The sequence below is a fragment of the Mycobacterium angelicum genome, assembly GCF_002086155.1.
Taxonomy (GTDB): domain Bacteria; phylum Actinomycetota; class Actinomycetes; order Mycobacteriales; family Mycobacteriaceae; genus Mycobacterium; species Mycobacterium angelicum.
The window spans coordinates 13,422-37,382 of sequence record NZ_MVHE01000054.1 but is presented as its reverse complement, the minus strand read 5'-3'; the positions used below and the strand labels follow the sequence as shown (position 1 = coordinate 37,382).

The 23,961-nt window shown below is 73.5% G+C and carries 13 protein-coding genes; 7 read left to right on the top strand and 6 right to left on the bottom strand.

Annotation, left to right across the window (positions count from 1 at the left end):
- Positions 1-18: 18 nt before the first annotated feature.
- Positions 19-9,198, top strand: coding sequence for a hypothetical protein (locus BST12_RS32190; RefSeq protein WP_211281339.1), 9,180 nt, complete (start codon positions 19-21; stop codon positions 9,196-9,198).
- A gap of 97 nt (positions 9,199-9,295) precedes the next feature.
- On the opposite strand, the gene BST12_RS22530 is transcribed toward BST12_RS32190, so the two are convergent.
- Positions 9,296-9,832: an LppP/LprE family lipoprotein gene (locus BST12_RS22530; protein ID WP_139801851.1), complete on the bottom strand. Its 537-nt coding sequence runs from the start codon at positions 9,830-9,832 to the stop codon at positions 9,296-9,298.
- 213 nt (positions 9,833-10,045) lie between these two features.
- Here BST12_RS22530 and BST12_RS22525 point away from each other — a divergent pair, with 213 nt between their 5' ends.
- The 3 genes from BST12_RS22525 to BST12_RS22515 all read left to right on the top strand — a co-directional run bounded on the left by BST12_RS22525 (position 10,046) and on the right by BST12_RS22515 (position 15,281).
- Positions 10,046-12,205 carry a PE family protein gene (locus tag BST12_RS22525; protein ID WP_083115479.1) on the top strand — a complete coding sequence of 720 codons (2,160 nt, stop codon included), beginning with the start codon at positions 10,046-10,048 and terminating at the stop codon, positions 12,203-12,205.
- Positions 12,206-12,453: 248 nt separating this feature from the next.
- Entirely contained in the window at positions 12,454-14,142 is a 1,689-nt protein-coding gene (locus BST12_RS22520; protein WP_083115478.1) for a DEAD/DEAH box helicase, read from the top strand.
- On the top strand, positions 14,139-15,281 hold the full coding sequence (locus BST12_RS22515; protein ID WP_083115477.1) for an acyltransferase family protein: 1,143 nt from the start codon (positions 14,139-14,141) through the stop codon (positions 15,279-15,281). The genes BST12_RS22520 and BST12_RS22515 overlap by 4 nt, the downstream gene beginning before the upstream one ends.
- Before the next feature lie 18 nt (positions 15,282-15,299).
- On the opposite strand, the gene BST12_RS22510 is transcribed toward BST12_RS22515, so the two are convergent.
- From BST12_RS22510 to tap, 5 genes are all read right to left on the bottom strand, one after another.
- On the bottom strand, positions 15,300-16,142 hold the full coding sequence (locus tag BST12_RS22510) for a PPE family protein (protein ID WP_083115476.1): 843 nt from the start codon (positions 16,140-16,142) through the stop codon (positions 15,300-15,302).
- 109 nt (positions 16,143-16,251) lie between these two features.
- Positions 16,252-16,839 carry a TetR/AcrR family transcriptional regulator gene (locus BST12_RS22505; protein ID WP_083115484.1) on the bottom strand — a complete coding sequence of 196 codons (588 nt, stop codon included), beginning with the start codon at positions 16,837-16,839 and terminating at the stop codon, positions 16,252-16,254.
- Positions 16,839-18,068 (bottom strand): cytochrome P450, encoded by a 1,230-nt coding sequence (locus BST12_RS22500; RefSeq protein ID WP_083115475.1) that lies wholly within the window; start codon positions 18,066-18,068, stop codon positions 16,839-16,841. The genes BST12_RS22505 and BST12_RS22500 overlap by 1 nt, the downstream gene beginning before the upstream one ends.
- A gap of 110 nt (positions 18,069-18,178) precedes the next feature.
- Positions 18,179-19,498, bottom strand: coding sequence for an FAD-binding oxidoreductase (locus BST12_RS22495; RefSeq protein ID WP_083115483.1), 1,320 nt, complete (start codon positions 19,496-19,498; stop codon positions 18,179-18,181).
- Between the two features lie 137 nt (positions 19,499-19,635).
- Entirely contained in the window at positions 19,636-20,868 is a 1,233-nt protein-coding gene (gene tap / locus BST12_RS22490) for a multidrug efflux MFS transporter Tap (RefSeq protein ID WP_083115474.1), read from the bottom strand.
- 86 nt (positions 20,869-20,954) lie between these two features.
- Between tap and BST12_RS22485 the strand changes: the two genes are divergently transcribed.
- Genes BST12_RS22485 through BST12_RS22475 form a run of 3 tightly spaced genes read left to right on the top strand, consistent with a single transcriptional unit; the run spans position 20,955 to position 23,961 of the window.
- The gene (locus BST12_RS22485) at positions 20,955-21,764 is read left to right on the top strand and encodes a uracil-DNA glycosylase (protein ID WP_245850502.1); all 810 of its coding nucleotides are present in this window, start codon (positions 20,955-20,957) and stop codon (positions 21,762-21,764) included.
- Positions 21,761-22,891, top strand: a complete 1,131-nt coding sequence (locus BST12_RS22480) for an FAD-binding protein (RefSeq protein WP_139801849.1) — start codon at positions 21,761-21,763, stop codon at positions 22,889-22,891. Before BST12_RS22485 ends, BST12_RS22480 begins: the two co-directional genes overlap by 4 nt.
- 38 nt (positions 22,892-22,929) lie before the next feature.
- Entirely contained in the window at positions 22,930-23,961 is a 1,032-nt protein-coding gene (locus BST12_RS22475; protein WP_083115472.1) for an LLM class flavin-dependent oxidoreductase, read from the top strand.

Genomic DNA, 23,961 nt, shown 5'->3' with positions numbered 1-23,961 from the left:
GGCGGCGCCGACCGGGCGATGATCGGCTTCAGCGGCGGGGCGGGCGGCGTGGGCGGCGCCGGCGGGGCCGGCGGCGCCGGTACTCCCGGACTCGTCGGTGGCGGATCAGGCGGTACCGGCGGCGCGGGCGGCGCGGGCGGCGCCGGCGGGGCCGGCGGTGCCGACTCGGGGATGCTCGGCCTGGGCAGCCTGCTGGGGTCGGGTGGCGCCGGTGGTAGCGGCGGGGCGGGTGGCCTCGCGGGCGATGGCGGCGCCGGCGGCACCGGTGTGGGACACAGCACGGTTGGTGGCAGCGGCGGCGACGGCGGCCTGGGTGGTGCCGGCGGCGCAGTGGGCAGCGGGGGCGGCGCCGGCGTCTTCGGCACGGCCGGCGCCGCGGGTCATGCGGGCAGTGGCGGCAACGGCGGCGGCGGTGGCGCCGGCGCGATGGGTGACATCGGTATCGCGGGCAGCGCCGGCAAAGCCGGCGGCATCGGCTTCGCGGGCGGCGCCGGCGGGCACGGCGGCGCCGGCGGGAGTTCGGGTGCCGGAGGCACCAACGGCTCCGGCGGCGCCGGTGGGATCGGCGGTGCCGGAGGTCATGGCGGCGTCGGCTTCGCCGGCGACGGCGTCGACGTCGCCACCGATGGTGGCACCGGTGGCGCAGGTGGCGGCGCCGGTGCCGGCGGTGCGGCCGGTGCGGGTGGCACCGGCGGCACGGCGGGCGCCGCAGGCAGCGGCGGACAAGGCGGACAGGGCGGCACCGGCGGCGACGGGCACCAAGGCGTCACCGGCACGATCGGCAAAGCCGGCGGCGCCGGGGGTAACGCCGGGGCCGGTGGCCAGGGCGGCGCGGGCGGTGCCGGTAACGGCGGCACCAACGGGTCCGGCGGCATGGGTGGCAACGGCGGTGCCGGCGGCCAGGGCGGCACCGGCTTCGCCGACGACGGCAGCAACAACGCGACCGCCGGTGGCACCGGCGGGACGGGCGGCGCGGCTGGTGCCGGCGGCGCGGCCGGTACCGGCGGCACCGGCGGCATCGCCGGAGCCGCCGGCAGCGGTGGCGCGGGCGGTCAGGGCGGTACCGGCGGGGTTGGCCATCAAGGGGTCACCGGCACCATCGGCAAGACCGGCGGACCCGGTGGCGACGGCGGGGCCGGCGGCCACGGCGGCACTGGCGGTGCGGGCAACGGCGGCAGCAACGGCTCCGGCGGGCTGGGCGGTTACGGCGGCGACGGCGGGCAGGGCGGCACCGGCTTCGCCGATGACGGCAGCAACAACGCCACCGCCGGCGGCACCGGCGGCACCGGCGGCGCAGCGGGTCTCGGTGGCGCGCCGGGCAGCGGCGGCGCGGGCGGTGTCGCAGGCCTGGCGGGTGTCGGCGGCCACGGCGGCCAGGGCGGTACCGGTGGCGACGGCCACCAAGGGGCCGACGGAACCCTCGGCAAGGCCGGCGGTGCCGGCGGTGACGGTGCCGGCGGCGGCCAGGGTGGCCTGGGCGGCGCGGGTAACGGCGGCGTCAACGGCTCGGGCGGCATGGGCGGCACCGGCGGGGCCGGCGGTGCGGGCGGCGTCGGCTTCACCGACACCGGCGCCGACAATGCCACCGCCGGCGGGGCCGGCGGGACGGGTGGCAACGGCGGGATGGGCGGCCTGAACGGCAGCGGCGGCAGCAGCGGCCTCGTCGGCAACGCGGGCACCGGCGGTGTGGGCGGCGCCGGCGGCCAGGGCGGTGCCACCGCGACGCTGGGTGACACCGCCGGAGCGGGTGGCCACGGCGGCCACGGCGGCCAAGGCGGCCAGGGCATCTCCGGTCCGGTCAACGGCCCCGGCTACGCCGGCGGCCTGGGCGGCGACGGCGGCCAGGGCGGTCAGGGCGGACAAGCGATCACCGGCGCAACCAACGGCAGCGGCGGGCAGGGCGGCATCGGCGGCCAGGGCGGCACCGGCGGTACCGGCTTCGCCGACGACGGCAGCAACAACGCCGGCACCGGCGGTGTCGGCGGCGTCGGCGGCGGCGCGGGCCTCGGTGGCCTGGCGGGCACCGGCGGCTCCGGTGGAGTTGTGGGCGCCGTGGGCACCGGCGGCCAGGGCGGTCAGGGTGGCACCGGCGGGGCCGGTGCTCAGGGCGTTACCGGCACCATCGGCAAGGCCGGCGGTACCGGCGGGCACGGCGGTCAGGGCGGCCAGGGTGGTCAGGGCGGCGCCGGTAACGGCGGCACCACCGGCTCTGGCGGCGTCGGCGGCACCGGCGGTACGGGTGGCCAGGGCGGCGCCGGCTTCGACGACAACGGCACCAACAACGCCACGGCCGGCGGTATCGGCGGCGCCGGTGGCGGCGCCGGCCTGGGCGGCGCGGCGGGGACCGGCGGCAGCGGCGGCGTCGCGGGCAGCGCAGGCACCGGTGGTACCGGAGGCCAGGGCGGAGACGGGGGGACCGGCGCCAAGGGCGGCGCCGCCACGATCGGCAACACCGGCGGTGTCGGCGGCACCGGCGGCGCGGGCGGCCAGGGTGGCCAGGGCGGTGTCGCGAACGGCGGCACCAACGGCACCGGCGGCATGGGCGGCACCGGCGGCTCCGGCGGCCAGGGCGGCGCCGGCTTCGACGACAACGGCACCAACAACGCCACCGCCGGCGGCCAGGGTGGCGCCGGCGGTGGAGCCGGCGTCGGTGGGGCCGTCGGCACCGGTGGTAGCGGTGGCTCCGCGGGCAGCGCGGGCAAGGGCGGTACGGGTGGCCAGGGCGGTACCGGCGGGGCCGGTGCCCAGGGCGCCGACGGCAGCATCGGCAAGGCCGGCGGCACGGGTGGCCTCGGTGGCGGGGGTGGTCAAGGCGGCTCCGGCGGCGCCGGGAACGGCGGGACCAACGGCAGCGGCGGTGCCGGTGGCACCGGTGGCGCCGGCGGCAAGGGCGGCGCCGGTTACACCGACGACGGTCCGCACGTCGCCACCGACGGCGGCACCGGTGGCCAGGGCGGCACCGGCGGCGCGGCGGGCGCGGTCGGCACCGGCGGTACCGGCGGCACGGTGGGTGACGGTGGTGCCGGCGGCAAGGGCGGCGACGGCGGCCAGGGCGGCGCCACCAGCTTCACCGGTGCGGTGGCCGGTGCCGGCGGTGCCGGCGGCACCGGCGGGCAGGGCGGCGCGGGCGCCACCGGCCCGGCCAGTGGCAGCGGCTCCAGCGGCGGCCAGGGCGGTCAGGGTGGCGCCGGCGGTCAGGGCGGCACCGCGGTTGCGGGCGCCGTCAACGGCAGCGGTGGCCACGGCGGTCAGGGCGGCCAAGGTGGTCAAGGCGGCGGCGGCCATGTCGACGATGCCGTCGGCCCCATCGGTAATGCCGGCTCCGGCGGTAAGGGCGGCGCCGGCGGGCAAGGCGGCGTCGGCGGTGCGGTGGGCACCGGTGGCACCACCGGCTTGCCGCTCGCGGGCGCCGCAGGAAACGGCGGCGACGGCGGCCAGGGCGGTCAGGGCGGCAGCACCAGCACGGTCGGCCACTCCGCCGGTACCGGCGGCCAGGGCGGTCAGGGCGGCAAGGGCGCTACCGGTGCCACCAGCGCGGCGCTGGGCACCGGTTACACCGGCGGGCAGGGCGGCGGCGGCGGCGCCGGCGGCGCCGGCGGCAACGCGGTTGCCGGAGCGACCAACGGCAGCGGCGGCGACGGCGGTCACGGCGGCGCCGGCGGCACCGGCGGCAGCGGCTACAACGACGACGGCAGCAGCAACGCCGGCCTGGGCGGCCTGGGCGGCAAGGGCGGTACCGGCGGCGACGCCGGCGCGGCCGGCACCGGCGGCACGGTCGGCTCGGCCACCGCGGGCGCGGCGGGTACCGGCGGCGACGGCGGCGCCGGCGGCCAGGGCGGCTCCAGCACGTTCGCCACTCACAACGGCCGGGCCGGCGGCCACGGTGGCACCGGCGGCCAGGGTGGCGCCGGTGGCACTGGTACGGCCACCAGCGCCGGCACCGCGGGCGGCACCGGCGGCCAGGGCGGCGCGGGCGGTACCGGCGGCAACGCCACGTCGAGCGGGCTCAACGGGGCCGGCGGCATCGGCGGTACCGGCGGCCAGGGCGGCGCCGGCGGCCAGGGTTATGCCGACGACGGCGGCAACAACGCCGGCGCCGGCGGGGCGGGCGGTCAAGGCGGTCAAGGCGGCCTCGGCGGCTCGACAGGCAAGGGTGGCACCGAAGTTGCCTACGTCACGGCGGGCGTCGGCGGCGTCGGCGGCGACGGCGGCGGGGGCGGCCAAGGCGGCGCCACCACCATCACCGGCCACGCCGCCGGTACCGGCGGTGACGGCGGTACCGGCGGTCGCGGCGGCGACGGCGTGACCGGGCCGGCTACCGGCTACGGCAGCTTCGGCGGGGCCGGCGGCACCGGCGGAAACGGCGGCGCCGGCGGCAACGCCGTCGCGGGTGCGACCAACGGCAGCGGCGGTCACGGCGGTCACGGCGGTGCCGGCGGCACCGGCGGCGACGGTGCCGCCGACAACGGCAGCTACGCCGGCTACGCCGGCTACGGCGGCGCCGGCGGCAATGGCGGCGTGGGCGGCGCGGCCGGTACGGGCGGCACCGGCGGCAACGCAGGTGGCGCGGGCACCGGCGGCGACGGCGGTACCGGCGGCAAAGGCGGCGCCACCACCTACACCGGCCACTACGGCGGTACCGGCGGCGGTGGCGGCACCGGCGGCAAGGGCGGCGCGGGCGCCGCCGGCCCGGCCGGCACCAGCGCCTACGCCGGCGGCCAGGGCGGCCAGGGTGGCCAGGGCGGGGCCGGCGGCAATGCCGTGGCCGGTGGGTTCAACGGCACGGGTGGCTTCGGCGGCACCGGCGGCCAAGGCGGCGCCGGCGGCCAGGGCTACAACGATGACGGTGGCGACAATGCGGGCTCCGGCGGCGCCGGCGGACAGGGCGGCGACGGCGGCCTGGGCGGCGCGGCCGGTAGCGGTGGCCTGTACGACTTCGCGGGTGCCGGCGGCCTCGGCGGCACCGGCGGTGCGGGCGGTAAGGGCGGTGCCACCACCATCAGCGGGCACACTGCCGGTGCCGGCGGCGCCGGCGGCCAGGGCGGCGACGGCGGGGCTGGTGTCACCGGCCCGGCCGGTGGCTATGGCGGCTACGGCGGCGGCGGCGGCACAGGTGGCGCCGGCGGCGCCGGCGGCAATGCCGTCGCGGGCGCGACCAGTGGCAGCGGTGGCCACGGCGGCCTCGGCGGCGACGGCGCCACGGGTGGCGCCGGCGCCGACGCCGACGCGCCCAACCACGCCGGGACCGGTGGCCACGGCGGCGCCGGAGGTACCGGCGGCACCGGTGGCGCCGTCGGTACCGGCGGCACCGTCGGCGCACCCACTCCGGGTGACCCGGGCGCCGGCGGCAACGGTGGCGCGGGCGGTAAGGGTGGTTCTACCACCTTCGTCAGCGACTCCGCTGGCCGCGGCGGTCAGGGCGGCGATGGCGGCACCGGCGGGGCCGGTGCCACCGGCGCGGCGGGCGGCACCGGATCCGACGGCGGTCAGGGCGGCAAAGGCGGCACCGGCGGCGCCGGTGGCGACGCCGTGGCCGGCGCCTACGACGGCTACGGCGGCCAGGGCGGTCGCGGCGGGATCGGCGGCCAAGGCGGCATGGGCGGCGTCGACGACGGGGTCGTCGGCGGCGGCACCGGCGGCCAGGGCGGCGACGGCGGCGTAGGGGGCCAGGGTGGCCAAAGCGGTACCGGCGGCTTCACCGGCCTCTACGGCGGCGCGGGGACCGGTGGCAGTGGTGGCGGCGGTGGTCAAGGCGGCGCCGCCACCGTAACCGGTCACACGGCCGGCAACGGCGGCGACGGCGGCCACGGCGGCCTGGGCGCCGATGGCCGCGACGGCCCTGCCGGCTACACCGCCGGCAGCGGCGGCACCGGCGGCGGCGGCGGCGCCGGCGGCGCGGGCGGCAATGCGGTGGCCGGCGCGACCAACGGCAGCGGCGGCCACGGCGGCCAGGCCGGCAACGGCGGTCACGGCGGCCAGGGCGGTGCCGACAGCGGGACCGACAACGCCGGTTTCGGCGGCACCGGCGGCTACGGCGGACAGGGCGGTGTCGGCGGCGCCGCCGGAACCGGCGGTAGCGGCGGCACCGCGGGCGGTGCCGGCGACGGCGGCGATGGCGGCGACGGCGGCACAGGCGGTGCCACCACAATCAGCAGCCACACCGCGGGCACCGGCGGCTATGGCGGCCAGGGCGGCGTCGGCGGTAACGGCGCCGATGGCACCACCCCTTACGGCACCGGCTACACCGGCGGCAACGGCGGCCAGGGCGGCGCCGGCGGCGTGGGCGGTGACGCGGTCCCCGGGGCCTTCAATGGCCGCGGCGGCTACGGCGGTTACGGCGGCGCCGGCGGGCAAGGCGGCACCGGCTACGCAGACGACGGCACCAATGACGCCGGCGCCGGCGGCACCGGCGGCAACGGTGGCGGAGCCGGCGTCGGCGGCAAGGCGGGCACTGGCGGCAGCGGCGGAGTCGCGGGCGCCGCGGCTTATGGCGGCCAGGGTGGTCAGGGCGGCACCGGAGGTGCCGGCCACCAGGGCGTTGCGGGCACCATCGGCGTGGCCGGCACCACCGGCGGCGACGGCGGCGCCGGCGGCCAGGGCGGCAACGGCGGTGCCGGCAATGGCGGCGGCAACGGCAGCGGCGGCTACGGCGGCACCGGCGGGCACGGCGGTCTCGGCGGCAGCGGCTACGCCGACGACGGCACCAACCCGGCCACCGCCGGCGGAAACGGCGGCAAGGGTGGACACGGCGGCACGGGCGGGGCAATCGGCACCGGTGGTGCCGGCGGTACCGGGGGCGGTGGCGGCAGCGGCGGTATCGGCGGCGGCGGCGGCGAGGGCGGCGGCACGACCTACGTCGGCCACACCGCGGGCGCCGGCGGCGACGGCGGCGAAGGCGGTCAGGGTGGCGATGGTTCGGCCGGCGGCGTCAGCACCGATGGCGGCGGCGGCGGTACCGGCGGCGCCGCGGGCGACGGCGGTAGCGGCGGCAGCGCCGTCGCCGGCGCGACCAACGGCGACGGCGGCAAGGGCGGCCTGGGCGGCGGCGGCGGCCAGGGCGGCATCGGCGCCGACGACGACGGCGTCAACGGCGCCGGCCGCGGCGGCTACGGCGGCTACGGCGGCCACGGCGGAGCCGGCGGCGCCACCGGCACCGGCGGCAGCGGCGGCACCGCGGGTGCCGCGGGCAACGGCGGCGACGGCGGCGTGGGCGGCAAAGGCGGCAGCACCACCTACACCGGGCACTCCGGTGGTCTCGGCGGTGGCGGCGGCTACGGCGGCCAGGGTGGCACCGGCGCCACCGGCCCGGCCGGGGGCAGCGGCTACACCGGCGGTCAAGGCGGCCAGGGCGGCCAGGGCGGGGCCGGCGGCAACTCCGTCACCGGAGGCTACAACGGCGGCGGCGGCTCCGGCGGCGGCGGCGGTGCCGGCGGGTACGGCGGTCTGGGCTACAACGACGACGGCGCCGACAACGCCGGCTCGGGCGGCAAGGGCGGTCAGGGCGGCGACGGCGGCCAGGGCGGCGCGGCCGGTACCGGCGGCCTGTACAACAGCGCGGGCTACGGCGGCACCGGCGGTGGCGGCGGCTACGGCGGCCAAGGCGGCTCAACCAACTTCGCCGGCCACACCGCGGGTAACGGCGGCGACGGCGGCAACGGCGGTCAAGGTGGCACCGCGCTCACCGGTCCGCCCGGTGGCTCCGGCGGTGCCGGCGGCTACGGCGGCGTAGGCGGTCACGGTGGTTCCGGCGGCAACGCCGTCGCGGGCGCGACCAACGGCAGCGGTGGCGCGGGTGGTCACGGCGGTAACGGTGCCGCCGGCGCCGACGGCTACGACGACGACGGCCTAGGCATCACCGGCGACGCCGGGTCCGGCGGTCAGGGCGGCCAGGGCGGCGCGGGCGGCGACGCCGGTGCGATCGGCATCGGCGGCAGTGGCGGCACCGCCGGCACAGCCGGCGACGGCGGCGACGGCGCCATCGGCGGCAAGGGCGGCAGCACCACCTTCACCGGTCACGCCGCCGGCCGAGGCGGGTACGGCGGCGCCGGCGGCCGGGGCGGCGACGGTGCCACCGGCCCGGCCGGCGGCACCGGTTCCGACGGCGGTCAAGGCGGCAAGGGCGGCTCCGGCGGTGTCGGCGGCAATGCCGTTGCCGGCGCGAGCAACGGCTTCGGCGGCGGTGGCGGCTACGGCGGCGACGGTGGCACCGGCGGCAACGGCTACAACGACGACGGCACCGGTGCGACCGGCAACGCCGGCTCGGGCGGCAAGGGCGGCCACGGCGGCCTGGGCGGCGGCGGTGGCGATTCCGGCACCGGCGGAAACCTCGGCACCGGCGGCGCCGGCGACGGCAACACCGGCGGCTACGGCGGGTCCGGCGGTCGCGGCGGCGCTACCACCTTCGCCGGTCACATCGCCGGTAACGGCGGCCAAGGCGGCGACGCGGGCCAAGGTGGCACCGGCGGCGTCAGCGCGCCCGGCGGCCAGGGCGGCTACGGCGGTCCCGGCGGCCAGGGCGGCGCCGGCGGTACCGGCGGCAGCGCTGTCGCCGGCGCGACCAACGGCAACGGCGGTCAGGGTGGCCTGGGCGGTACCGGCGGTACCGGCGGTGCCGGCTACGCCGACGACGGCACCAACGACGCCGGCAATGGCGGCGTGGGCCGTTGGGGTGGCCAGGGCGGCACCGGTGGCTCGGCGGGCACCGGCCCCGGAGCACCCGGGATCGTGGGCGCGGCCGGCCAGGGTGGCAGCGGCGGCCAGGGCGGTAACGGCGGCGACACCATCTACTCGGGCGACACCCCCGGCACGGGCGGCGACGGCGGCCAGGGCGGCCAGGGCGGTACCGGGGCCTACGGCGCGATCAGCGGCATCAACGGCGGTGACGGCGCCATGGGCGGCCAGGGCGGCCAAGGTGGCACCGGCGGTGACAGCACCACCGGGCAAGGCGGCACCGGCGGTGACGGCGGTGACGGCGGTACGGGCGGCACCGGCGGCATCGGCTCGGTCACCGGCGGCAACGGCGGGACCGGCGGCACCGGCGGTACGGGTGGGACCGGCGGCATCGGCTCCTCCGCTGCTCCGGGTGGCTCCGGCGGCGTCGGCACGGGCGGCGGCTCCGGCGGGACGGCCTCGGGCACCGGCGGTGCCACGGGTGGCACCGGTGGCCCCGGTGGCGGCGGCGGCACCGGATCGCTTTAATCGACTAACAATTAACGGTGCGCAATTAATTACCACGGCAATTAATATCTGAATGTCAGCAAATTACTGAATTGTCTTCAGAATTGAATTGACCGGCTCAGCGGCCGGGGTTGTTGCCGATCACTTCGACGCCATTGCCGTTCCAGTGGAATTTCACATCGCTGTTCAAGCCGTGGATACCACTGGGATAAGTCAGCGCAACGGTGTCGCCGGTGCTCTGCGTCGTGTCGATGCCGTTGAAGCCGTAGGTGTCCGGCACGCCCTGCGGGATGAACTTGCCGAGATGGAACATCACCGCCCGGGTGCTGGGGTGATCGCCGTTGGTATTGGCCTTGATGATGACGGCCGAGAGCTGCGCGCACTCGTTGTAGTTGCCCGCCAACGGTTCTGGGTTCCACGGCTGCTCGCTGCGCGGGTCGCGAGGCAGCTCGGAGACCACCTTGGCGATGGTGGGCGCGGCCAGGTTGACCGCACACGGGTCGGCGGGCGGGGCGCTACTGGTGGGTGCGGCGGCCGTGCCGGGCGGTGGCGCCGGCGAGTTGTCGGGTGCGGTGGGGGCCGCCGCTGAGGTGACGGGTGTGGCCTTCGGCGTCTTGGCGACGGTGGAGTCTCCCGAGCCGCAGCCCGTCACCATCGTCGCGACCACTGCGGCGGCGACCAAGCCTTGCACGCCCCGCGAAACCACACCGGGCACCGTACCCCCATCGAGCCCGTGGGCGGCGCAGGCGCGCCTGAGCGGCCCTTGCGAGCGGATACAAGAAATCCTCTGGAAACGCTCAATAAGCGCTAGATACGTTGCCGCTGCCGAGTTTGGCCAGGCTGCAACGCGCATCGAAGGGGTTTGTCAATGTCGTTTCTCACCGCGGCGCCCCAGGCGCTCATGTCGGCCGCACACGACCTTAGCGGCATCGGTTCCACCCTCACCGCGGCCAACGCCGCCGCGGCGGGCCAAACCACTAATTTGCTTGCCGCCGCCGAGGACGAGGTGTCGGCGGCCCTGGCCGCACTGTTCGGCTCGCACGCGCAGGCCTATCAAGCGGTCAGCACCCAAGTTTCGGCCTTTCACGATCAGTTCGTGTCGGCGCTGCAAGCCGGTGCCGGCGCCTATGCCAGCGCCGAGGCGGCCAACGCCTCGCCGCTGCAGACCGTCCTCGACGTGATCAACGCGCCCTCGATGGCGGCGGTGAATCGCCCGCTGATCGGTAACGGCGCCAACGGCGCACCGGGCACCGGGGCAGACGGTGCAGCCGGCGGCATCTTGATCGGCAACGGCGGTGCCGGCGGATCCGGTGGCGCCAACCACCTCGCTGGCGGTAACGGCGGTGTCGGCGGATTGTTCGGCAATGGCGGCGCCGGCGGCGCGGGCTACTTGTCCGGCGCCGGTGGCAACGGCGGGGCGGCCGGGCTGTTCGGCAACGGCGGTGCCGGTGGCACCGGCGGCTTCAGCACCATCGGCGCTGGCGGAGCCGGGGGCACCGGCGGGACCGGGGGCATCTTCGGACTCGGCGGCCCCGGCGGAATGGGCGGCAACGGAATAGGCGTTGGCGGCGCCGGTGGTAACGGCGGCAATGCCGGCGAATTCGGCACCGGCGGCACCGGGGGCAACGGTGGCTTTGGCAGCGCCAGTGGACTCGGCACCGGCGACGGAACAGGCGGTGTGGGCGGCGCCGGCGGCAGCGCCACGGGTCAATTTGGCCATGGCGGTGCCGGCGGCGTCGGCGGTGGCGGCGGGGCCAACGGTGCGTCCGGCGGAGCAGGCGGCCACGCCGGCACGTTGTACGGCGACGGCGGCGCCGGCGGCACCGGCGGCTACGGAAACTTCCACGGCGGTACCGGCGGCAACGGCGGCGACGCGGGATCGAAATTCGGCTTCGGCGGCGCCGGTGGCGAAGGCGGCTATGCCGGCGGGTCGCCCAGCGCAGGCGGTACCGGTGGCAATGGCGGTGCCGGCTCGATGGTCGGCACCGCGGGCAATGGCGGCAACGGCGGCTTGAGCCTCAGCGGCGCAATCGGCACTGCCGGCGCCACCGGCGCGATCCCCACCGGTTCGCTGCAGCAGACCCTGGCGCCGCTGAATGACTTGAGCCAGACGCTGCTCGGCCGCCCGCTGATTGGCAACGGCGCCAATGCCGCACCCGGAAGCGGGCTGGCCGGCGGAGACGGCGGGTTGTTGATGGGCTCCGGCGGCGCGGGCGGTTCCGGTGCCATCGGCCCCCGCGGCGCGGGCCATGCCGGCGGACACGGCGGAGCCGGCGGGTTGTTCGGCAGCGGCGGGGCCGGCGGAAGTGGCGGCTTCGGTTACGCCGGTGTCGGGGGCACCGGCGGCAACGGCGGAGCCGGCGGAATGTTCGGTCTCGGCGGGGGCGGCGGAGCCGGTGGAAACTCCAGCCCCGGTGGTACCGGCCCGCAGGCCGGTATTGCCGGCGCCGGCGGAGACGGTGGAGCCGGTGGCTGGTTCGGCAGCGGCGGGGCCGGCGGTACCGGCGGCGGCGGCGCCAAGATCGGCGGTGCCGGGGGTGCGGGCGGAGTCGGCGGGCAGTTCGCGCACGGCGGCAACGGCGGCGCGGGCGGTAGCGGTGTCCAACAGGGTGGTGCCGGCGGCGCCGGTGGGGACGCCAGTGGTCCAGTGGGCAGCGGTGGCTTCGGCGGTACCGGCGGCTTTTCGGCGAAGGGCACCGGCGGGGCCGGTGGCGCCGGCGGTGACGCCGGCTCGCAATTCGGCTTCGGTGGTGACGGCGGCGCCGGCGGGTACGGCGTCAATGGCGGGCATGGCGGCGACGGCGGCCACGCCGGCCAATACGGCAATGGCGGCGACGGCGGCGCGGGCGGCATAGCGGCGCCGGGCACCGGCAAGGGCGGGGTAGGGGGCGCCGGCGGCAACGCCGATCAAACCGGCGACGGCGGCAACGGTGGCAACGGCGGCTACGGCCCGACCAACGGCTTCGGCGGTAAAGGCGGCACCGCCGGAACGCAGACCGGGAAAGCCGGGCGACACGGCCTGAAGTAGCCCTGCGGTCTCGGCCGTCCCCCGGCCGTCCCCCGGCCGTCCCGGGCCATCCCGCGGCCGTCCCGGGCCATCCCGGGCCATCCCGCGGCCATCCCGCGGCCATCCCGGGCCATCCCGGGCCATCCCGCCGAACGTGCACTGGTTGCGAAAAAACCGGCGAAATTTCGCAACCAGTGCACGTTCGGCGACACGGTGTCGCGACCGACAGCGCGTGTGCGGCGGCCGGGCACAGCTAAACTCCATGGCAAATGAACATCCCGGAGAGTTCTCCCTCCACATTTGCCGACCTGCAGATTCACCCGCGCGTGTTGCGCGCGATCGGTGAAGTCGGTTACGAAACGCCGACGGGCATCCAGGCTGCGACGATCCCAGCGCTAATGGCGGGCTCTGACGTGGTCGGACTGGCGCAAACCGGCACCGGCAAGACCGCGGCCTTCGCCATCCCGATCCTGTCCAAGATCGACGTGACCAGCAAAGCGACCCAGGCGCTGGTGCTGGCGCCCACTCGCGAGCTCGCGCTGCAGGTGTCCGAGGCGTTCAGCCGCTACGGGGCACACCTGCAGCACCTCAACGTGCTGCCCATCTACGGCGGCTCGTCCTACACCGTGCAGCTGGCCGGGCTCAAGCGCGGCGCCCAGATCGTGGTCGGCACCCCCGGGCGCGTCATCGACCACCTCGAACGCGGCACCCTGGATCTGTCCCGGGTGGACTACCTGGTGCTCGACGAGGCCGACGAAATGCTCACCATGGGCTTCGCCGAAGAAGTCGACCGCATCCTCTCCGATACCCCCGAATACAAACAGGTCGCCCTGTTCTCGGCGACCATGCCGACGGCCATCCGCAAGATCACCACCAAATATCTGCACGACCCACTGGAGGTCACCTCCAAAGCGAAAACCGCTACCGCCGAAAACATTTCGCAGCGCTACATCCAGGTCGCCGGCCCACGCAAAATGGACGCCCTCACCCGCGTCCTCGAGGTCGAGCCGTTCGAGGCGATGATCGTGTTCGTGCGCACCAAACAAGCGACCGAAGAAGTCGCCGAAAAGCTGCGCGCCCGAGGGCTTTCCGCGGCGGCAATCAACGGCGACATCCCGCAGGGACAGCGCGAACGCACCATCGCCGCGCTCAAGGACGGACGCATCGACATCCTGGTCGCCACCGATGTGGCGGCCCGCGGTCTCGACGTCGAACGCATCTCCCATGTCCTCAACTACGACATCCCGCACGACACCGAGTCATACGTGCACCGGATTGGGCGCACCGGCCGGGCCGGCCGCTCGGGGACGGCATTGCTGTTCGTATCCCCGCGAGAGCGTCACCTGCTCAAGGCGATCGAGAAGGCGACCCGTCAAACGCTCACCGAGGCCGCGCTGCCCACCGTCGAGGACGTCAACGCGCAGCGCGTGGCCAAGTTCTCCGACTCCATTACCGACGCGCTCGCAGCTCCGGGAATCGAACTGTTCCGCCGGCTGGTGCAGGATTACGAACGCGAGCACGACGTCCCGATGGCCGACATCGCCGCCGCCCTGGCGGTCCAGTCGCGCGACGGCGAGGCATTCCTGATGGCACCCGAGCCGCCTGAGCGCCCCCAGCGCCGGCGCGGCGAAGACCGCGAAGGCCGGGAACGCCCCGAAAAGCCAAGGCGCGACCAGGCATTCACCACGTACCGGATCTCCGTCGGCAAGCGGCACAAGATCGGGCCGGGCGCGATCGTCGGCGCCATCGCCAACGAAGGGGGGTTGCACCGCAGCGACTTCGGCCACATCAGCATCGGTCCCGACTTCTCCTTGGTGGAACTGCCGGTCAAGATGTCCAAAGGGACGCTGAAAAAGCTTGAGAAAACCCGCATCTCGGGTGTGCTGATCGAGCTGCGACCGGAGCGGTCCGGCCGGCCGGACCGGCCGGACAAACCACGTAAGAAGCAGCCCCGATGACCCTGTCCGAAGAGAAAGACGCCCAGGGCGGACTCGAGCAGACCGCCCATGTGGACCGGGTCGCGTCGCTCACCGGAGTCCGCGCCGTTGCCGCGCTGCTGGTCGTCGGCACCCACGCGGCCTACACCACCGGCAAGTACACACACGGCTACTGGGGCCTGGTCGGCGCCCGAATGGAGATCGGGGTGCCGATCTTCTTCGTGCTGTCGGGCTTCCTGTTGTTTCGTCCCTGGGTCAAAGCCTCCGTCACCGGCGGCCCGGCGCCGTCGCTGAGTCGGTATGCGTGGCACCGGGTTCGGCGCATCATGCCCGCCTACGTCATCACCGTGCTCTTCGCCTACGTTCTGTACCACTACCGCGAGGCGGGCCCCAACCCCGGACACAGCTGGCTGGGTCTGGTCCGCAACCTCACCTTGACCCAGATCTACACCGACGGCTATCTGGGCAAGTACCTCCATCAGGGGCTGACCCAAATGTGGAGCCTCGCGGTGGAGGCCGCCTTCTACGTATCGCTGCCCGTGCTGGCATACCTACTGCTGGTCCTGATCGCCCGGCGACGATGGCAACCCAGGTTGATCCTGGCCGCTTTGGCGGCGATGACGCTGATCAGCCCCGCCTGGTTGATCCTGGTGCACACCGATCACTGGTTTCCCGACGGCGCCCGGCTTTGGCTGCCAACGTATTTGGCGTGGTTCCTCGGCGGCATGATGCTGGCCGTGCTGCAGGCCATGGGCGTGCGCTGCTACGCCTTTGCGGCCATATCGCTGGCCGTCGTCTGCTACTTCATCGTCTCCACGCCCATCGGCGGCGCGCCCACGACATCACCGGCATCGGTGAGCGAGGCGCTGGTCAAGACCTGCTTCTACGCCGTGATCGCCACGCTGGCGGTGGCGCCGCTCGCGCTGGGCGACCAGGGCTGGTACTACCAATTGCTGGCCACCCGGCCAATGGTGTGGCTCGGCGAAATCTCCTACGAGATTTTCCTGATCCATTTGGTGACAATGGAATTCGCGATGGTGTACGTGGTTCGCGCCCACGTGTACACCGGCTCCATGCTGTATCTGTTCGTCGCGACGATGGTCCTGACTATCCCGCTGGCCTGGCTGTTACACCGGTTTACCCGGGTCAAGACGGGATAGCGTTGGCCCCAACCCGTTTCAGGCCCGCCCCACCCCATCCGCGGGCAGCCGGCGAATCGGCAAGGTCGGTGTTCTCGGTGCCGGTATTGGCGTCGGTCTGGGCGTCGGGGTCGGCGAGGGCGTCGGCGTGGGCTTAGGCGACGGGGTTGGGGCCGGCGCGGGCGAAGGCGAAGGCGCGGGCGTGGGCGTGGGCGAAGGCGAAGGCGTGGGCGTGGGCGTGGGCGAAGGCGTTGGCTCAGGGTTCACCGGTGTCACCGGTTGGGTGGGCACCGTCCCCGAACCGCTCGTCGGCGCACCCGGCAGACCCGGCAGACCCGGCAGCAACCGCAGCAGCCGCAGTAATTGCTGAATGGGCGCCAATCGCGTCAACTGGGCCCAGGCCGCCGAGGCGCAGGAGTGGTAGCCGAACATGGCCGTCACATCCTGGGCCCACATCTCCTCGTAGAGGGTGTCGGCGGCCGCGATCGCCGGGAAGTTGAAGCCGAAGAAATTGGTGCTGGCCAGGGCGCGGGTAACAGCGCGATTGGCCGCGATCACCACCTGCGGCACCGTGGCGGCCTGCGCCGCCTCGAAAGCCGCTGCCACCGCCGTCGCCTGGCTGGCGGCAAGCTCGGAATGCGCCGCCGCGGCGCTGAGCCAGGCCGCGTACGGCGCCGCGGCTTCCAGCATTTTCGACGCCGACGGGCCCTGCCAGGCACCGTTGGCCACGTCGGTGGTTCTGGACAGGAACGCCGCCGACGCATCCCGCAACTGCTCGGCCAGCCCGCCCCAGCTCGCCGCGGCCGAATACATCGGCCCCGATCCGGCACCTCGACTCAGCAGCGCCGTATTGACCTCTGGGGGAAATGCAAGATAACTCATGTCGCGTGCACCTCCACGACATTCAGAACCGCCGACCGATGAGCATTTAACATAACGCCGGCGCCGCGGCGCGTCACCAATCCGCAACAAAAAACTTCGCCGGGCGGCCTTATCGGCGCGCGGAAACCGGCGCCAGGATCGGGACGACGAACTCCTCGATCATCGCGCGCTCGTCGGCTTCGTCATGGCCGGGGAACATCAGCAGCGAGATGATCACCCGCACCGCCCAGCGTGCCCGGCGTTCGACGGCGGCCGCATCGTCAGGACCCAGCGAGCTCAGGAATCCCGCGGCCAGGGCGGTGATCACCTCCGACTGTCCGGCCAGCTCGCCGCCGATCGGCAATCGGCTGGAGCCGAACCACGCTGCCAGAGCCGGGTTTTCGCGAACCATCCGCAGGGTCGCGCCGATCCCGGCGATCAGCCGTTCCCGCGGGTCCTCGACGGCGCCGATCTGCGCCATGATCTCGCGGCCGAGCCGGTGCGTCTCGCGGTGCACGTACGCGGTGCGCAATGCCTCGCGACTGTCGAAGTACCGGTACAGTGTCGCGCGGGAACAGCCTGCGGCCGTGGCGATTTCGTTCATGCCGATCGAAACCGGATCGCGCTCGGTGTACAGCCGCTCGGCCGCATCGAGTATCCGGTCGGCCGCCACCTCGGTGCGCCGATCGGCCAGCCAGTCTTTGCCCGAACTCGTCATCAGCACTTCACGATGACGGGCACCGACAGCGGACGCCGCACGTAGCTGCCCCCGGACCAGACGATGCCGGCGGTGTCGACGTCGAAGTCCGGGCAGCGGGCCAGCAATTCCTCCAGCGCGACTCGCGATTGCATCCGGGCAGCCGCTGCACCCAGGCAGTGGTGTGCGCCGTGGCTGAACGTCATGATGTTGCGCGGGCACCGGGTGACGTCGAGTTCTGCTGCGTCCGAGCCGTATTGGCGTTCGTCGCGGTTGGCCGACCCGTATAGCAGCAGCACCCGGCGGCCGGCGGGAATAGTGGTGTCTTCGATGGTCACGTCGCGCGTGGTGGTGCGGGCCAGGCCCTGCACCGGCGAGGTCACCCGCAGCAGTTCCTCCACCGCGTCGGGGATGAGTTGCGGGTTGTCGACCAGCAGCCGGCGCTGGTCGGGCCGCTCGTGCAGCACCGGCATGGAGCCGCCGAGCATTCCGGTGACGGTGTCGTTGCCGCCGGTGACCATGGTGAACGTGAACGCCAGGATGGACAGCGTGCCGGCGATATCACCGTCGGCTCCGACGCCGGCAGCGACCAGGTGCGAGATGGTGTCGTCCTCCGGCTCGGCCCGGCGCCGCTCGATCAGCCCGGTGAAGTAACCCATCATCGTCGCGACCGCATCGCCGACGGTCTCCAAAGCGCCCGCGACGCCGCCCTCGGCCGTGTTGGCGGCAACGATCGCCTGGGTCCAGCCGTCGAACTGAACCCGATCCTCTTCGGGCACACCGAGGTAATGCGCGACCACCATCGACGGCAGCGGCTTGAACAGCTCGGTGACGATGTCGCCGCCCCCGGCCGCGCGCAGCTGCTCGATCCGCTCGACGACGAACTCGCGCACCTTGGGCTCCACCGCCTCGACCTGGCGTGGGGTGAAACCGCGGGACACCAGTTTGCGAAACTCGGTGTGCACCGGCGGGTCCTGCATCACCATGGGCGGATTGTCTTGCAGCCCAATCATTTCCAGCTCACCGTAGTTGACGGTCAGGCCCTGTGCCGACGAGAACCTCTCGTGGTCGCGCGCGGCTGACCAGACGTCGGCGTGCCGGGACAGCACGTAGTAGTCGTGGTCGGGGCGTCCCGGCGGGACGACATGGTGCACCGGGTCGTGGTCGCGCAGCGCCTGGTACATCGGCCACGGGTTGGGCCAGGTCTGCGCGGTGGCCAGCTGAAACCCATGAGACATCATTGTCGACATGTCTCATGTGTAAGACATGACGACGAGCATGTCAACAATGCGACTGTGAATTCCACGACGCGACACGCCGGCGCAGCGTCGTGCGGTTCACACTCGGCGCAGCGAAACCGTCAGATCCCGCTGCCCGGGTTGAGAATCCCGTGCGGGTCCAGGGCCTGCTTGATGCGCCGGTTCAGGTCCATCACGTCGGGCCCCAGATAGCCGGCCAGCCACGGCCGTTTCAGCCGGCCCACGCCGTGCTCGCCGGTGATGGTGCCGCCTAGCCCAACGGCAAGATCCATGATCTCCCCGTAGGCAACCTGGGCGCGCTCGGCCATCGCGGCATCCGCGGGGTCGTACACGAGCAACGGATGGGTGTTGCCGTCACCGGCGTGGGCGATCACCGAGATCAGCAGGTCCCGTTCAGCAGCGATGCGCGCGATCCCGGTAACCAAATGGCCCAGGGCGGGCAACGGCACCCCGACGTCTTCGAGCAACAGCGAACCCTTCATTTCCACCGCCGGGATGCAGAACCGGCGGGCGGCCACGAACGCTTCGCCCTCGTCGGGATCGCTGGTGGAAAACACTTCCTTGGCGCCATGCTCAGAAAACACCGCGGCCATCAGTTCGGCGTCCTCGGCGCCGCCGGGCCCGCGTTCGTCTGAACCGGCGACCAGCATGGCCGCCGCCGAACGGTCCAGGTCCATGCGCAGGGTGTCTTCGACGGCGTTGATCGCCACCGAGTCCATGAACTCCAGCATCGCCGGACGTAGCCGCGCGGTCACCCCGAGCACGGCGTCGATCGCCGCCTGGACCGAGGCGAAGCTGGCCACCACGACGCTCGACGCGTTCTGCGCGGGTATCAGTCGCAGTGTCACTTCGGTGACGACGCCCAGCGTGCCTTCGCTGCCCACGAACAGCTTGGTCAGCGAGAGCCCCGCCACATCTTTCAACCGCGGGCCGCCCAACCGGACCGCGGTGCCGTCGGCCAGCACCACCTGCATGCCCAGCACGTAGTCTGTGGTGACGCCGTACTTCACACAGCACAGGCCGCCGGCATTGGTCGCGATGTTGCCGCCGATGCTGCAGATCTCGAACGACGACGGGTCCGGCGGATACCACAGCCCGTGCTCGGCGGCGGCCTGCTTCACCTCGGCGTTGAACAGGCCGGGCTGACAGACCGCGGTACGGGTGACCGGGTCGACGGCGATGTCGCGCATCTTCTCCGTGGACAGCACGATCCCGTCGTCCAGCGCGGTTGCCCCGCCGGACAGGCCGGAACCGGCGCCGCGGGTCACCACCGGCACGCCGTGCGCGCTGGCCCAGCGCAGCACGGTTTGCACGTCCTCGGTGCACCGCGGCCGGACCACGGCCAGCGGCTTGCCCGCCGACGGGTCCAGCGCACGATCCTGCCGGTAGCCCTCGGTGACTGCGGGATCGGTGATCACCATCCCGTCGGGCAGGTCGGCAATCAGATCTGCCAACACGTCCACGGACCGATCCTACGGGCCGCGCGCAGCGGCCCGCCGCCGTAGCTAACCGCCGTCGAGTTCGAAGAACAGAAGCGCCGGATTCTCGGCACCTGCCGTCAAACCGGGGCCGGCTCACGATCCAGCTCACGCAGCGACGGCAGCCGTACGCACACCAGCCCGACGATCAAGATCGGCAGCGCCAGCGCGAAGAACGTCACGCTCAGCCCGGCCGCATCCGTCAGCGGACCGGCCAGCAGCAACCCCAGCGGGCCGGCGGCAAAAGCCAGCGACGCCATCACTCCGGTCACCCGCCCACGCAGATGCGCAGGCGCGCGGGTCTGTATCACGTAGTTGTAGATCGGCTGGATCGGCCCATAGACCAGGCCGATCAGCGCACACAACCCCAGGATCACCGGCAGCGGCGGCAGCAAAGCGATCACCGCCGTCGCCAAACCAAGCGTGAGCACCGCGGTCAGCATGATCGCGCGCCGGCGAACGGCCCTGGCCAGCACGGCATAGCCCAGCGCACCGACCAGGCCGCCGACGGACAGCGCCATCAACACCGAGCCCAGCTGCGCGGGCTGATGCCGGTCGCTGAAGTACTTCGGGAACAGCACGCTTTCCATCGGCAGATACAGCGCCGTCACCGACAGGTCGATCAGCGCCAGCGCACGCAATACCCGCAGGCTCCACACGAATCGCAGGCCCTGGGTTACCCCGGACACCAGCCCCGCGGGCCTGACGGCCTGGTGCGGCCGGCCGGCTCCATCCAGGCGCAGGGCCGAAATCGCGAGGATCGACAAACCGAACGCGGCGGCGGTGATCCACATCGTGGCGATGCCGCCGACCGTTGCGATCATCAGCCCGCCGATGCCCGGTCCCACCACGAAGGCCAGGTTCAGGATCGCTTCGTAGAAGCTGTTGACCCGGTCCAGCGACCAGCCGGCCCGCGCCGCGGCTTCGGGCAGCATCGACTGGCGTGCGGTGATGCCGGCCGGGTCGAACGCCGCCGCGCCGGCACCCAGGACCGCCAGCACCGCGACGTTGACCGCCGCGGTACCGAACGCCCACGCCACCAGGGGAACGGCGGCCACCGCCGCACCCGATAGCGCGTCGGAAACCATCGACACCCGCCGCCGCCCGAAGTAGTCGACGGCGGTGCCGGCGACCAGGGTGGAGAACACCAGTGGCAGCATGGCGGCACCGGCCACTATCGACGCCTGCCCCGCACTGCCCTGGCGCTGCAGCACCAGCCACGGGAAGGCGACAATGGAAACGCCGTCTCCCGCGCACGCCACCAGGGTGGCGAAAAGAAGCAGGAATGCCGGGCCGCGGCTGGTGTTTCTCATGGGATATCGCGGCTGAATGTAACGCCAATGGGCAATCGCAACCACCGAATTTCTCGGCGCATGGCGGATCACGGCAGGATGTTCGTGTGCTCAACCATCCGAATACCGGCCAGGCATTCGGTTCTCCCGTCGCACCCGGCACCGGCTGGCCCGGCGATCCGGCGACACCGCAGACGCCGGTGGCAGCCGACGCCGCGCAGGTGGTGACGCTGTCGCAACGGCTGGCTTCGATACCGGAACTCGACGCGGCGATCAGCGTGTGCCGGGCCTGCCCCCGGCTGGTCAGTTGGCGCGAGGACGTCGCCGTCGGCAAGCGGCGCGCATTCGCCGACCAGCCCTACTGGGGACGACCCGTGCCGGGCTGGGGAGCGCAGCGGCCGTGGCTGCTGATCGTCGGGCTGGCTCCGGCCGCGCACGGCGCCAACCGGACCGGGCGGATGTTCACCGGCGACCGCTCCGGCGACCAGCTGTACGCCGCGCTGCACCGGGCCGGGCTGGTGAACCAGCCGACCAGTGTGGACGCCGCGGATGGCTTGTGCGCCAAGGGCATTCGCATCGCCGCCCCGGTGCGCTGCGCGCCGCCGGCCAACGCCCCCACGCCGGCCGAGCGCATCGCCTGCTCGCCGTGGCTGGACGCCGAATGGCGGTTGGTGTCCGACGACGTCAAGGTCATCGTCGCGCTGGGTGGCTTCGCCTGGCAGGTCGCGCTGGGGCTGCCGGGCTTGGCGACCAAACCCCGGCCGAAGTTCGGCCACGGCGTGGTGGCGCAGCTACCCGGTGTGCAGTTGCTCGGTTGCTACCACCCCAGCCAGCAGAACATGTTCACCGGTAGGTTGACTCCGGCAATGCTCGACGACGTTTTCACCGAGGCCAAGAAGCGGGCAGGGATCAAGTGACGGGAACGGTTCTGATATCCGGCGCCAGTGTGGCCGGCTTGACGACGGCGTATTGGCTTGGGCGCAACGGCTTTTCGGTGACGGTGGTGGAACGCTACCCGGGACTGCGCCCGGGCGGGCAGGCCATTGACGTCCGCGGCCCGGCTCTGCAGGTGCTGGACCGGATGGGGTTGCGGCAGGCCGCCGAGGACAAGAAGACCGCGATCCGCGGGGCGTCGGTGGTCGATCGCGACGGCAACGAGCTGTCCCGGGACACCGAATCGACACCGACCGGCGGCCCCATCGACAACCCCGACATCGAACTGCTGCGCGACGATCTCGTCGAATTGCTTTACGCCGCAACCGAAGAGACCGAATACCTCTTCGACGACACCATCACCGCCCTGGACAACCGCGGCCCCGCCGTCGACGTCACCTTCGCCAACTCCGGCCCGCGCAGCTTCGACCTCGTCATCGGCGCCGACGGCTTGCATTCCAACGTGCGCGGCCTGGTCTTCGGCCCCGAGGATCGGTTCATCAAGCGGCTCGGGACGCACATGGCGATCTTCACCGTGCCCAACTTCCTGGACCTGGACTACTGGCAGACGTGGCACTACGGCGACACCAGCATGGCCGGGGTCTACAGCGCGCGCAACAACAGCGAAGCCCGCGCCGCGCTGGCCTTCATGGACACCGAGCTGCGGATGGACTACCGCGACACCGAAGCCCAGTTCGCCGAGATGGAACGGCGGATGGCCGACGACGGCTGGGTGCGCCCGGAGTTGCTGCGCTACATGCGCTCGGCACCGGATTTCTACTTCGACGAGATGTCGCAGATCGTGATGGACCACTGGTCGATCGGCCGGGTGGCGCTGGTGGGCGACGCCGCCTACTGCTGCTCGCCGCTGTCGGGTCAGGGGACCAGCGTCGCCCTGCTGGGTGCCTACATCCTGGCCGGCGAACTCAAGGCGGCCAGCTACCAGGGCCTGGTGGATCACGGCCTGGGCTTTGCCAACTACTTCAAGCGATTTCACGCCTACACCGAGCGCACCCAGTTCCTGGCCACCGACAACATTCCCGGCGGAGCGCCCATCAGCCAGGAGCAGTTCGACCTGATCGTCAACTCGATCACGCTGCTCAACTATTGAGCGGGAACGTTCGCAGCCCCCATAGCGTTACCCGCATCGTGCGTCTTTCCGTCCTTGATCTCGTCCCGGTGCGCTCCGACCAGACGACCGCCGACGCGCTGGCAGCCACCGTCACGCTGGCCCAGACCGCGGACCGGCTGGGTTTCACGCGGTACTGGGTCGCCGAACACCACAACATGCCGTCGGTGGGGGCCACCAGCCCGCCGGTGCTGATCGCCTACCTGGCCGCCCAGACCGCGCAGCTGCGCCTGGGTTCGGGTGGGGTGATGCTGCCCAATCACGCGCCGCTGGCGGTGGCCGAACAGTTCGCCCTGCTGGAAGCCGCCGCACCCGGCCGCATCGACCTCGGCATCGGCCGCGCGCCGGGCTCCGACCCGGTGACGTCTTATGCCTTGAGGGGTGGCCGGGACGATAAGGACATCGAGAACTTTCCCGCTTACCTCGACGACGTCGTCGCGCTGATGAGCGCCCGCGGCGTCGTGGTGCCGCTGCGCTCGGGCGACTACCGGCTCAAGGCCACCCCGGCCGCAACCACCGAACCGCGGGTGTGGCTGCTGGGCTCGTCGATGTACTCCGCACACCTGGCCGCGGCCAAGGGCCTGCCGTATGTGTTTGCTCACCACTTCTCCGGCAAAGGCACCGAAGAGGCGCTAGAGGTGTACCGGACCCGGTTCCAGCCCAGCACCCTGGCCGCCGAACCGGTGACGTTCCTGACTGTCAATGCCGCGGTGGCCGAAACACGCGAGGAGGCAACGGCTTTGATGCTGCCCAACCTGCAGATGATGGCGCGGTTGCGTACCGGTCAGCCGCTGGGCCCGGTTCAGCTTGTCGAAGAGGCGGCGACCGAACGCCTCACCCCGCAGCAGCAGCACATTGTGGACAGCGGGCTCAACCGGGCAGTGGTGGGCGCACCGGCCGAGGCCGCCGAGCAGCTGCGTCAACTCGCCGAACGCTTCGGCGTCGACGAGGTGATGGTGCACCCGGTCGCCTCGGCCCACCGGGGCACCGATCCCGCTACCGCACCGGCCCGGGTGGCCACCCTCGAGCTGCTGGCCAAGGAGCTGTTCTAG

Excerpts from the sequence above, each read along its gene's own strand:
- BST12_RS22520 (WP_083115478.1), top strand. The coding sequence starts at position 12,454 with ATGAACATCCCGGAGAGTTCTCCCTCCACATTTGCCGACCTGCAGATT.
- BST12_RS22495 (WP_083115483.1), bottom strand. The coding sequence starts at position 19,498 with ATGGTGATCACCGATCCCGCAGTCACCGAGGGCTACCGGCAGGATCGT.
- BST12_RS22510 (WP_083115476.1), bottom strand. The coding sequence starts at position 16,142 with ATGAGTTATCTTGCATTTCCCCCAGAGGTCAATACGGCGCTGCTGAGT.
- BST12_RS32190 (WP_211281339.1), top strand. The coding sequence starts at position 19 with ATGATCGGCTTCAGCGGCGGGGCGGGCGGCGTGGGCGGCGCCGGCGGG.
- BST12_RS22530 (WP_139801851.1), bottom strand. The coding sequence starts at position 9,832 with ATGGTGACGGGCTGCGGCTCGGGAGACTCCACCGTCGCCAAGACGCCG.
- BST12_RS22505 (WP_083115484.1), bottom strand. The coding sequence starts at position 16,839 with ATGACGAGTTCGGGCAAAGACTGGCTGGCCGATCGGCGCACCGAGGTG.
- tap (WP_083115474.1), bottom strand. The coding sequence starts at position 20,868 with ATGAGAAACACCAGCCGCGGCCCGGCATTCCTGCTTCTTTTCGCCACC.
- BST12_RS22525 (WP_083115479.1), top strand. The coding sequence starts at position 10,046 with ATGTCGTTTCTCACCGCGGCGCCCCAGGCGCTCATGTCGGCCGCACAC.
- BST12_RS22515 (WP_083115477.1), top strand. The coding sequence starts at position 14,139 with ATGACCCTGTCCGAAGAGAAAGACGCCCAGGGCGGACTCGAGCAGACC.
- BST12_RS22500 (WP_083115475.1), bottom strand. The coding sequence starts at position 18,068 with ATGTCGACAATGATGTCTCATGGGTTTCAGCTGGCCACCGCGCAGACC.